We start from the raw sequence: 10,468 nt of genomic DNA, 5'->3' as shown, positions 1-10,468 counted from the left end.
AAGCGGGTTCGGCCCAGGTTTGGGTATCGTCGAGCCAGGAAGAAAGCATAAAAAAGCCCCATCAGAAAATTGATGAGGCTATTGTCGTCTACCCGCCGGATCGTTCAACCGATCATTCTGCTTAACCGATCGGTGTTACCGGTTACCGGGGATTTTTTATGCTGTCTTAGCGCTGCTCTGCACTTTGCACATTCTCTTCTGCTTTCCAGATGCGGTATTTCACTTCGATATTTTCCGGGGCATACACCACAATCGGCAGTTTGCTGTTGTAGCGGATCAGCGCATGGTCGCCCAGATGGGTCGTGACGAATTTCTTCGTCTTCTTGCCATCCGGGCAGGCCATCATGGTGGACACCGGCGAGGTGACCTTATCGAAGACGTAGTAATCGTAACCCCAGCCTTCGAGCGTTTTGCTCTCCATCTGGCCGCCAGGACGGTGCTGATTGCAATCTACGTCCATTGTCTGACCAATCAGTAGCTCAACTTTATAATCAGCTTCGTCATTCTGCACGGGCAGCGTAATCACCTGACGCTTCATCCCTTTTTCGGCCTGTGGATAGGGAGCAACTTTTTCCAGAGGCATCGTTGAGGCGAAGGCGCTGGCAGACATGCAGGCCAGAGAGAAGAAGGCGATATTCAGTTTGGATGCGTTTTTCACTGTTAATCCTATTGATCAGTTAGCCACTGGCGAATCGTATCATCAGTTTGATGAATGATAAGACGAATTTACTAACATTTAAAGAAACAGTGGTGATATATACCGAGGAGAGGAAGCGGGAGAATCCCCTGCAACAGGCGTTGCAGGGGAAAAGGGCTTACGGAGTGACGATGTTAAACCAGAAGTCGAACTTGTCCATGTAACCCATCAGCTCGGACAGCTTAGCGGCATTACCCGTGATTTTCATATCACCGTTATCTTTCGCCTGCTGCACAGTTTCCTGTTTCAGGATGATGCGGTTCAGTGTCTCGCGAGACATTGTGATAGTCGCATCAGCATCTTTTGCCTGAGCGTTAGCAGTGTGGTTCAGCACACCGTTTTCCAGCTCAAGCTTGTATTTGCCGTTGTCACCAAAGTTGATGTTCAGCACGGTATGTGCATTGGCAGCCTTCATACCATTGATGTGAACGGCCATGTAGTCGAAGAACATCTCTGGTGTCATCGCACGCACGGTATCCGGGCTTGCGGTGTTCGGGGTTGCCGCTTTCACCACGCCGTTACGCAGTTCCTGAGCACCGGTCAGGTAGAAGTTACGCCATGGGCCAGATTCTGCCTGATAGCCTAACTGCTCCAGCGCATCAGCTTCGAGATTACGCGCCGCTTCATTTTTCGGATCGGCGAACACGACTTTGCTGACAACCTGCGCAACCCAACGGTAATTACCCTGAGCGTAATCGTCTTTTGCTTTGCTCAGGATCTTGTCGGCACCGCCCATGTAATCCACGAATTTCTTCGCGGCTTCTTCCGGTGGCAGTTCGTCCAGGGTTGCCGCGTTGCCATCATACCAGCCGAGATAGAACACATAGGTGGCTTTCACGTTATGGCTCACGGAACCGTAGTAACCACGGCTGGACCAGGTTTTTTCCAGGGTTTCAGGCAGCTTGAAGTTGGCCGCGATTTCGTCACGGGTCAGGCCTTCATTCGCCATACGCAGAGTCTGGTCATTGATGTAACGATAGGTATCACGCTGACTTTTCAACAGCTTCAGGATGTTTTCGTTACCCCAGGTCGGCCAGTGGTGCTGAGCAAGAATGATTTCAGCGTCGTTACCCCAACGCTCAATTGCGGCGTTGATGTATTTGGACCATGCCAGCGGATTGCGAATTTTTGCGCCGCGCAGGGAATAGGTATTGTGCAGCGTGTGGGTTACATCTTCAGCTGCTTCGATAACCTTCTTCTCTTTGATATACCACAGCATTTCTGATGGTGCTTCCGAACCTGGCGCCATCAGGAAATCATAGGTTAAACCATCGATCACTTCTTCCTGGCCGGTGTGGTCGATGATGTTGGTCGGCTTCAGCAGAGTCACGGTACCTGCTGAAGTGGTCGTGCCGAGACCAGCACCTACCTGACCTTTAGTATCAGCTTTCAGCAGGTTGCCGTACTGATAGCTCGCACGGCGGCTCATCGCATTACCCGCCATGATGTTTTCGTCGACAGCAGCATCCATTACGCCAGCAGGGGCGTAAATTTTCACTTTACCTGATTTGACATCGGCTTCATCAACCACACCACGTACACCACCGTAGTGGTCAATGTGGCTATGGGTGTAGATAACAGCGACAACGGGTTTTTTACCCAAGTTTTTGTAATACAGTTCCAGACCTTCTTTCGCAGTTTCAGCGGAAATCAGTGGATCGACAATGGTAATACCGGTTTTACCTTCGATAATTGTCATGTTAGACAGATCGAGATTACGAATCTGGTAGATGCCATCAGTGACTTTGAACAGACCGCTGATATTGATCAACTGAGCCTGACGCCACAGGCTTGGGTTCACTGTCGCAGGGGCTTTGTTGCCTTCTTTAATGAAATCATATTTCGTTGGATCCCAGATGACGTTGCCGGCTTCACCTTTGATAACATCCTGTGGCAGCGCGGCAATGAAGCCTTTATGGGCATTTTCAAAATCAGTGTGGTCAGCGAATGGCAGCTTCTGTAACAGCGCGTCGTTCGCCTTAATGGTGGCATCGGTTGCCTCTTTAGGCATAACCTGAGCAAGCGCAGGGACAGAGAGTGATGTCAGCAGTCCTGCGACCGCCAGGTGTCTGGCAATCTTATTGAGTTTCATTAAATGGCCTCTTGGGTGTATTAATGTCGGGATGAACTCTTGTCATCGAATTTGCAGAAAAGAACGTTAATATTGTAAAGGCTCAGAAAGGGGTGGCTAGTGCCATATGGGACTGATGCCGTGGTGATAATTTTGCACAACGCGAACTCCGCGTGAAAATGCTATAATCAGACTTAACAAGAAAAGGCTAAAAATAAAAAAGAGGTGAAGGGTGGATTTTGCAAAGCTGCACAGTTATTACACATCGCTGAAGATTGACGGACATGTGCCTGAGCTTATGGAAAAGGGAGAAATGTCTGATTACCCCCCCAATCATCATTTCAAACCTGAACCCGGATTTATTTATTTTGTTACAGAGGGATCATTAGCGATTACGGTGGCCGGTAGCGAATTAACGATTGGCAATACCATTGAATATATGCCGGTTGGTCTGATGGAAAGATATTGTCCGCTGGTGACTTTTGAATATATCAGCATGACGCCGATAGGGGTGATAAAAGTCAGCTATGAAGATTTTGACCAGATATTTATTCATGCCACGCCTGAGCGGGTTAACGAGCTTGCCACCATCCTTGTGTATATGACGATCTTTAGTCTCGATCTGCATTCGGAGCGACGGCAGCTGACCAGCTACCAGACCATCAAACCGATGCTGTTTCGCTACCTTTACCGCAGCCAGACGCACCAGGATGAGCGTGAAGGCGTAGCCGCTTTCATCATGCGCAGGACTACGTTGTCCCGCACGCATGTATTCCGGGTGTTAGCCGATCTCAAAGAAGGGGGATACATCACGGTTGAGAGAGGAAAACTGGTTTCCATCAACAAAACGCTGCCAGAGGATTACTAAGCCTCAGGAACCGGGCGTGGCGTAACCGCCAATCACAAACCAGGCCAGGAAGGCGACAGCAACAATGAAACACAGAATAGGGAAGGCGATACCAATGCGCATAAGACCTCTGTTAAATACGTTAGTGACGAGCCCTGAGGCTCTCATTAATCAGCAGAGGGGCATCCAGCCCCTCAACATCACTCAAAGGATAAAACTTGAAAATTTATCCGCATTTTCTACAAGATAGCGTGGGAAGTGCGGTGTAATCAAAGCCTGTTTGACCATTTTACGGTCACGGTTCCAGATGTCTTTTCCATTGGTCAGTGCATCGATAATATGATCTTTATTATTCAGATGCGGCAAATCATACTCAGTGTGCGAAATCGAAGACATCTTCTCGGCAATACGCTCAGGCGTCATAATCCATGAGAAGTGCCAGCCAGCGTCCGTTAACGTTTTACTCCGGTATTTGAACAGAGTCCTCGAAATGAAATTCTTAAAGATCTTCGATTTTTTTATATTTCGGAACGTTTCTGGCTCGCTATCAAAATATTTTTTCATGTTGTTTAATGTTGTGGCTCTTGGTAGCGTACACAGCCGAGTGCTTCCTTCGGTGTTAAATACCTGAAGATTAAATTGATAGTTGTAAAACCCCATATGAAAGATGGTGCATAAATTCGATGGGTTTATTTTGGCGATGGCTTCCGGGTTGAATATCTCATCAACGTCAGAAACTAAGATGATATCTTCTCCTCTCGCACTGTCCAAACCTTTCATAATCGCATTTCTGGTCGCCGCTTCATTGGCCCAGGCATCAACTTCATTATCGCTGCCAGATTTTATTATTGGTGGTTCTTCATAAATGACATAGATGATTTTTTCTCGAAATTTTTCGAATCGAGAAATATCAAAATTAAGTTTTTTTGGCTTGCCGGTGAAAGTATGTGTCGATTCAACGATGACAAATTTGTCCACTGATTCAAACAGTGTATTGAGGCGAATCTCTAATAACATATCTTCGTCGTAATACAAAAAACAATCGTAGATCATACACACTATCCTTGAACCAATGAGTCTATGCAAAAAAAAGAAAATAGCAAAAGCTAAAAATTAAACAGGCGTATAGTAGCAACAGACTTGTGCTGTAACCACTACAAATTTTAGGCATAAAAAAACCAACCTAAGCGGTTGGTTTTCCTGAATATTTGGTCGGCACGGAGAGATTCGAACTCTCGACCCTCGCCACCCCATGACGATGCGCTACCAGGCTGCGCTACGTGCCGATGCAGGTGAATAATAGTACTGTTTTCAGCGCTGAATGCAAGACAGCTTTGGCTAACTGATTCATAAATAATCAATCAGTTAGCGATAAAGCGCTTCTCTTCCGTCAGCACCTGAAGCAGTAAACTCAGCTGTGGCTTCTGATCTTCAATCTGCTCGCCCTCGCGATCCCAGGAGCGGTAGCTGCCGTTATGATTCAGCACCACGGTGACTTTCGGGGTGGTGATCGCCAGCGCGCTGTTATCGGCGGCGGTCACCCAGTTGTGACGGCGTGCGGCGCTGAACAAGTCCTGACCCTGTGAGTATTCGTTGGCTGGCGTGCTGACGTGAAGCAGGCGCTGCATCAGCGTGGTCATGACATCTTTATGGTCCGTCAGCGTGTTGATTTGCTGAGCCGGTGTGCCCGGCCAGTGGATAATCAACGGCACCTGCAGTTTGTTACGGGACCACTCAAAGTTCGCCCCTTGTTTATCCAGCGCAACGCCATGGGCGGCGGTGATAATCACGACCGTTTTTTCAAGCTTGCCGGAGTCTTTCAACGCGGTCAGCACGCGGTTGATTTGTTCATCCACATCCGCAGCGGCGCGGCTGTAACGACGGTTAAAGCCTTGCTTCTGCGTGTCGTCCATCGTGGTGCCGTTGAACGATACCCATGAGAACCAGCGGTTTTCTTCCTGGGCGTAGCTCCCCAGCCAGTTGATCCACTGGCTGGCGGTGTCCGCGTCGCTTTGCGATTTGGACGGCGGCAGCGAGAAGTCTGACAGCAGCGCCTGGCGATACATCGGGCTACTGAAGCCATCTGATGAGAACAGGCCGAGCTGATATCCTTGCTGGTTTAGCGCGGAAATGAGTGCCGCCGGAATACGGGCTGACAGCACACCGTCCATATAGCTCGGTGAAATACCGTAGAACAGGCCAAAGATACCGCTGTCTGCGGCATCACCTGAGCTCATGTGCTGGGTGAAGTTGATATTTTGCTGGGCGAAACTGGCCAACGCAGGCATCTGTTTCTCAAAGCGGGAATAGTTGAGACTGTCGACTGTAATCAACAGAACGTTTTGCCCTGGCCCCATATCGCGATAGCGCAAATCGCTCAGCGGATACTGCACCGATACGGCCTCAGGATCGCCTTGCTCAATCAGGCGGCGCTGATAGTCCTGCGCATCCAGCAGGCCATGTTTCTCCAGAAACTTACGCGCAGTCATTGGGTAGGAGAGCGGCAAATTCGCGCGCTGCATGGTGATGGGGCGATAGAAATTGGCATCCGCCCAGATATACATCACATGAGTCGCAACAAAGGCGGTAAACAGGAACCAGGCCAGCGGGCGAGCATAATGACGGCGGCGCGTCAGGCTGCGCAGCTTCTGCCAGCTCCAGGTGGCAAACAGCATCTCAATCAGCAAAATGACCGGGACGCTGATAAACATCAGCTGCCAGTCACGGGCCATCTCGTTCTGGTCAGGGTTGATAACCAGTTCCCAGACGATGGGATTGAGGTGCAGATGGAAACGGGTAAAGACTTCGCTGTCTATCAGTATCAGCGTCATGCCTGTGGTGGCGAGGATGGCGGATAAAAAACGCATTAACCGCTGGGACATCACCACAAACGTGAGAGGAAAGAGGATCAGCAGATAGGTGGCAAACACCAGAAAGCTGAAGTGCCCGACGAGGCTGATGTACGAGTACACGCGACCCGACAGCGTCGTCGGCCAGTCGGCGACAAACAGATAACGGCTACCAAGTACCGCAGCCAGCAGAATGTTGAACAGGGCAAACCAATGCCCCCAACTGACCATCTGGGAGACTTTTTCTCGGTAGGGCTGACGATGAGTCACCATAAACTGTTTGTCGTCTTCCTTAGTTTGCCGGATCGTCGCTAACAGAAGATTGCAGCGCCTGAGCAAATGAGCGGGCAATCGCCGGACGCTGGGCGGGTGCGACGCTTGTGTTAATCAGGTTAGTCACCATATTGCCCAACACCATCAGTGACAGGTCGGTGGGTGCCTTGTGTTTTTCCAGCACGTTGGCTAATTCTGCGAGCAGCTGCTCAACGTGTTCATCACTGTAGCGGGAGAGTTGTGGCATAAATCAAAATCTGTTGTTCAGGAAAGGGCAACATATTACCGTAGCAGCATCTTTTTTTCCGCTTTTTTTCGACTTTACACAGTTGCGCCTGCGGTGGTTGAATACCGCCCGGTCTAAAAGGAGAGTTTAACATGAGTCTGGATATCAACCAGATTGCCCTGCACCAGATGATCAAGCGTGACGAAGATAACCTTGAAGTGGTGCTGCGCGATAGCCTGCTGGAGCCAACGGCAACGGTCGAAGAGATGATGGCCGAACTGCACCGCGTTTACAGTGCAAAGAACAAAGCGTACGGCATGTTCAACGAAGACAGCGAACTGGCTGAGTCTCTTCGTCTGCATCGTCAGGGTGAGGAAGATTTTCTGGCTTTCAGCCGTGCGGCAACCGGTCGTCTGCGCGATGAGCTGGCAAAATACCCGTTTGCTGACGGCGGCATTGTGCTGTTTTGCCATTATCGCTATCTGGCGGTGGAGTATCTTTTGGTCGCGGTGCTCAACAACCTGAGCAGTATGCGGGTCAACGAACAGCTGGATATCAGCTCCACACATTATCTTGATATCAACCATGCCGATATTGTGGCGCGTATCGATCTCACCGAATGGGAAACCAATCCGGAATCTACCCGCTATCTGACGTTCCTGCGCGGGCGTGTTGGACGCAAAGTTTCAGATTTCTTTATGGACTTCCTGGGTGCGGGCGAAGGGCTGAACGCGAAAAAACAGAACAAGGCTTTGATGCAGGCCGTCGATGATTTCACCGCAGAAGCGCAGCTTGATAAATCTGAGCGTCAGAATGTGCGTCAGCAGGTGTATACCTACTGCAACGAGCAGCTTCAGGCGGGCGAAGAGATTGAAGTTGAATCACTGTCGAAAGAGTTGTCGGGCGTCGCCGAAGTGAGCTTCCAGGCTTTTACGGCGGAGAAGGGTTATGAGCTTGAAGAGAGCTTCCCGGCCGATCGTAGCGCTCTGCGTCAGTTAACCAAATACGCGGGCAGCGGCGGTGGGTTGACCATCAATTTTGATGCACTTCTGCTCGGCGAACGTATTTTCTGGGATCCGGCGACCGATACGCTGACGATTAAAGGCACGCCACCGAATCTGCGCGATCAGCTTAAACGTCGCACTGGCAGCAATTAAGCCATAAAAAAACCCCGCCGAAGCGGGGTTTTTCTCAACCAGTCAGCAGCAATTAAGCGCGAACGAAGTCGATGTGAGTTACTTTTGGCTTGTAAGCGTGACGCTGAACAGCCTGTACCTTCACTTTTTCTTCTTTACCATCAACAACCAGGGTCAGAACGTCAGAGTAAAACTCGTCTTTAGACTGAGCGTTAAATACTTTGTCGTGATCCAGTTCGATGGATACCGGAGCAGCTGCGCCACCGTAAACGATAGCTGGAACTTTGTTAGCTGCACGCAGGCGGCGGCTCGCACCCTTACCCTGCTCTTTACGTACTACTACGTCAAAAGTAAACATTGAAGTCTCTCTTTAAATTAAGCCTGTTACAGGCGACCCAGCAACAGGTAAGTGATCTGCTTTGCACATGCAAAAGCGGGCGGCATTATAGCCCCCAATCCTGCGAGGGGCAATGAAAAGTACGCCCTCTACGCATCTATTCGCCTTAAAGCGGGCTCACTTTGCCCTGGAAAATCACCGGGCCGGAAGGGCCAGCCAGTTTCGAACCGCCAACAGGCTCCAGGCTGATTGCCAGCACGGTCTGATTATCCAGCGTCTCACCCGGTAGCCTGAAACTGTTTCGGTCGTGATGAAGAATTAGCCCCAGTGAACGCGGCGCAGCGCCGCCTTTAATGAGCCACAGCTGTAAGTTTTTATCCTGAGGAAGCGCGACGTTCAGCGCGGAGACCTGAATGACCGAAGCAGTTTTGTCCAGACTCACGACAAACTGCGCATTCGGCTGCGTTCCGCTTAGCACAGCAATGGGCTGCATCTCATGAGGAGCAAAGACATGGGTGAAGATAACGACGCCTGCCATTGCTGCCGCCAGTGCCCAGCCCAGCCAGAACAGAGGACGTTGCCGATGCGATGACACAGCAGGGAGTGGACGCTGAACCAGCTTGTCCTCTATTTGCGGCCAGAGTGCAGGTGAGGGCGTGACATCGTGAGTTGTCACGTCAATACCGCTGAAGGCCTTTTGCCAGTGCAGCACCTCGGCGGCAAATTGTTTATCTTCATTGAGGCGTTTATCAAGCTGCTGCCGGGTCTGATTGTCGATAAGCCCCAGCACATATTCCGCCGCGATAAGCGTTTCTTTGTCCTGGACACTCATAGGCCAATACACTCCCTGAGATGTGTCAACGCGCGGCGGATCCAGCTTTTCACTGTGCCTTCAGGTTGACTCATGGAAAGGGCTATTTCGGTTTGCGACAGGCCACGATAATAGGCCAGGGCAATGCTTTGACGCTGTTCGGCAGGCAAGTGCTCCATGCAATGCTGAAGGCGGCGAGCCTCCTGATGAACATCTTCAGCAGGCAAGGGTGCCTGAAATCCTTCCTCTGCTTCGCTGATCTCATCTACGGAACAACAGCGGTGTTCATGTTTACGCAGATAATCAATCGCCCGGTTTCTGGCGATGTGGCTGAGCCAGATTTGCGGCTCGCTGCGCTTTTCATCGTAATACATAGCCGATTGCCAGATTTGAATGAAGGTATCGTGCAGGATCTCTTCTGCCCAATCGCGGCGTCTGACCATCCTCAGAATGATGCCAAACAGCCTGGGGGAGAGAAGGCGATACAGTTGCGCCAGCGCGTCTTTGTCCCCGCAGGCTATCTGACTCATTAATCCGGCATTGATATAAGGTGCGTTGGTTGTCATTCGATTCCCTGTAAAAGGTGCAGCCACACGAAGCGTGACTGCACACAGTATAGGCAACCGTTTATGGCATCAGCACAGTATCGATCACGTCAATCACACCATTGCTCTGATTCACGTCGTAGGTGGTGATATTGGCAATATTGCCGCGCACGTCTTTAAGCTGAATATTATGAGGGCCATTCGCCATCACCCACAGTGATTCACCATTGACGGTTTTCAGCTCTGCTTTGCCGCCACCGGCTTTCATTTTTTTCTCCAGCGCTTTCATATCCAGTTTCCCGGCGACCACGTGATAGGTCAGAACGCTGGTGAGTTTTTGTTTGTTTTCAGGTTTGAGCAGGGAGTCCACTGTGCCTGGAGGAAGTTTTTCGAAGGCGGTATTGGTGGGGGCAAAAACGGTAAAGGGCCCACTCCCTTCAAGGGTTGGCACCAGTCCGGCCGCTTTGACTGCTGCCACAAGCGTGGTGTGATCTTTCGAATTCACGGCATTCTGCACAATATTTTTAGAAGGATACATGGCCGCGCCGCCGACCATCACGGTGTTGTTATCCATCATTGCCGCCTGAGAGGCGCCGCTAAAGATCAGAGCAGAAAAAAGCAGAGTTGGCAGGAATTGTTTCATTTTCACTTCCCTCATTCAGATGTTGGATGGGGC

The 10,468-nt window shown here is 50.4% G+C and carries 12 protein-coding genes and 1 tRNA gene; 2 read left to right on the top strand and 11 right to left on the bottom strand.

All coding sequences use genetic code 11. The features are described 5' to 3' along the window. Window positions 1-166 precede the first annotated feature (166 nt). The gene (gene eco, locus ACRCWW_RS05930; protein WP_438681579.1) at window positions 167-658 is read right to left on the bottom strand and encodes a serine protease inhibitor ecotin; all 492 of its coding nucleotides are present in this window, start codon (window positions 656-658) and stop codon (window positions 167-169) included. 157 nt (window positions 659-815) lie between these two features. Continuing rightward, window positions 816-2,789 (bottom strand): alkyl/aryl-sulfatase, encoded by a 1,974-nt coding sequence (locus ACRCWW_RS05925; protein WP_438681578.1) that lies wholly within the window; start codon window positions 2,787-2,789, stop codon window positions 816-818. A gap of 211 nt (window positions 2,790-3,000) precedes the next feature. Here ACRCWW_RS05925 and ACRCWW_RS05920 point away from each other — a divergent pair, with 211 nt between their 5' ends. Further along, window positions 3,001-3,636, top strand: a complete 636-nt coding sequence (locus ACRCWW_RS05920; RefSeq protein WP_438681577.1) for a helix-turn-helix domain-containing protein — start codon at window positions 3,001-3,003, stop codon at window positions 3,634-3,636. Between the two features lie 3 nt (window positions 3,637-3,639). Here ACRCWW_RS05920 and ACRCWW_RS05915 read toward each other — a convergent pair whose 3' ends face one another. The 5 genes from ACRCWW_RS05915 to ACRCWW_RS05895 all read right to left on the bottom strand — a co-directional run bounded on the left by ACRCWW_RS05915 (window position 3,640) and on the right by ACRCWW_RS05895 (window position 6,984). Further along, window positions 3,640-3,738 (bottom strand): YoaK family small membrane protein, encoded by a 99-nt coding sequence (locus ACRCWW_RS05915; protein WP_312627073.1) that lies wholly within the window; start codon window positions 3,736-3,738, stop codon window positions 3,640-3,642. Between the two features lie 81 nt (window positions 3,739-3,819). Further along, window positions 3,820-4,668, bottom strand: coding sequence for a benzoate transporter (locus ACRCWW_RS05910; RefSeq protein WP_438681576.1), 849 nt, complete (start codon window positions 4,666-4,668; stop codon window positions 3,820-3,822). Window positions 4,669-4,824: 156 nt separating this feature from the next. Beyond that, window positions 4,825-4,901, bottom strand: a tRNA-Pro gene (locus ACRCWW_RS05905). A gap of 75 nt (window positions 4,902-4,976) precedes the next feature. Further along, a complete protein-coding gene (gene yejM / locus ACRCWW_RS05900; protein ID WP_438681575.1) occupies window positions 4,977-6,737 on the bottom strand; it encodes an LPS biosynthesis-modulating metalloenzyme YejM in 1,761 nt (586 codons plus the stop codon). A 19-nt stretch (window positions 6,738-6,756) separates the two neighbouring features. Continuing rightward, complete coding sequence (locus tag ACRCWW_RS05895) at window positions 6,757-6,984, bottom strand: YejL family protein (RefSeq protein WP_438681574.1); 228 nt, start codon at window positions 6,982-6,984, stop codon at window positions 6,757-6,759. Between the two features lie 131 nt (window positions 6,985-7,115). Here ACRCWW_RS05895 and yejK point away from each other — a divergent pair, with 131 nt between their 5' ends. Further along, entirely contained in the window at window positions 7,116-8,120 is a 1,005-nt protein-coding gene (gene yejK, locus ACRCWW_RS05890) for a nucleoid-associated protein YejK (protein ID WP_438681573.1), read from the top strand. A 52-nt stretch (window positions 8,121-8,172) separates the two neighbouring features. Here yejK and rplY read toward each other — a convergent pair whose 3' ends face one another. From rplY to ACRCWW_RS05870, 4 genes are all read right to left on the bottom strand, one after another. Beyond that, a complete protein-coding gene (rplY, locus tag ACRCWW_RS05885; protein ID WP_438681572.1) occupies window positions 8,173-8,457 on the bottom strand; it encodes a 50S ribosomal protein L25 in 285 nt (94 codons plus the stop codon). 145 nt (window positions 8,458-8,602) lie between these two features. Continuing rightward, entirely contained in the window at window positions 8,603-9,268 is a 666-nt protein-coding gene (locus tag ACRCWW_RS05880) for an anti-sigma factor (RefSeq protein ID WP_438681571.1), read from the bottom strand. After that, the gene (locus ACRCWW_RS05875) at window positions 9,265-9,813 is read right to left on the bottom strand and encodes a sigma-70 family RNA polymerase sigma factor (RefSeq protein WP_438681570.1); all 549 of its coding nucleotides are present in this window, start codon (window positions 9,811-9,813) and stop codon (window positions 9,265-9,267) included. The genes ACRCWW_RS05880 and ACRCWW_RS05875 overlap by 4 nt, the downstream gene beginning before the upstream one ends. A gap of 61 nt (window positions 9,814-9,874) precedes the next feature. Then, entirely contained in the window at window positions 9,875-10,435 is a 561-nt protein-coding gene (locus ACRCWW_RS05870; RefSeq protein WP_438681569.1) for a fasciclin domain-containing protein, read from the bottom strand. Window positions 10,436-10,468: the final 33 nt, after the last annotated feature.

This window comes from Scandinavium sp. (assembly GCF_051650185.1).
GTDB lineage: Bacteria > Pseudomonadota > Gammaproteobacteria > Enterobacterales > Enterobacteriaceae > Scandinavium.
This window is presented reverse-complemented; position numbering and strand designations above follow the sequence as displayed.

What these genes read in the sequence shown, in the direction of transcription:
- ACRCWW_RS05925 (WP_438681578.1), bottom strand. Translation starts at nt 2,789, where the DNA reads ATGAAACTCAATAAGATTGCCAGACACCTGGCGGTCGCAGGACTGCTG.
- ACRCWW_RS05915 (WP_312627073.1), bottom strand. Translation starts at nt 3,738, where the DNA reads ATGCGCATTGGTATCGCCTTCCCTATTCTGTGTTTCATTGTTGCTGTC.
- ACRCWW_RS05910 (WP_438681576.1), bottom strand. Translation starts at nt 4,668, where the DNA reads ATGATCTACGATTGTTTTTTGTATTACGACGAAGATATGTTATTAGAG.
- yejM (WP_438681575.1), bottom strand. Translation starts at nt 6,737, where the DNA reads ATGGTGACTCATCGTCAGCCCTACCGAGAAAAAGTCTCCCAGATGGTC.
- ACRCWW_RS05895 (WP_438681574.1), bottom strand. Translation starts at nt 6,984, where the DNA reads ATGCCACAACTCTCCCGCTACAGTGATGAACACGTTGAGCAGCTGCTC.
- yejK (WP_438681573.1), top strand. Translation starts at nt 7,116, where the DNA reads ATGAGTCTGGATATCAACCAGATTGCCCTGCACCAGATGATCAAGCGT.
- rplY (WP_438681572.1), bottom strand. Translation starts at nt 8,457, where the DNA reads ATGTTTACTTTTGACGTAGTAGTACGTAAAGAGCAGGGTAAGGGTGCG.
- ACRCWW_RS05880 (WP_438681571.1), bottom strand. Translation starts at nt 9,268, where the DNA reads ATGAGTGTCCAGGACAAAGAAACGCTTATCGCGGCGGAATATGTGCTG.
- ACRCWW_RS05875 (WP_438681570.1), bottom strand. Translation starts at nt 9,813, where the DNA reads ATGACAACCAACGCACCTTATATCAATGCCGGATTAATGAGTCAGATA.
- ACRCWW_RS05870 (WP_438681569.1), bottom strand. Translation starts at nt 10,435, where the DNA reads ATGAAACAATTCCTGCCAACTCTGCTTTTTTCTGCTCTGATCTTTAGC.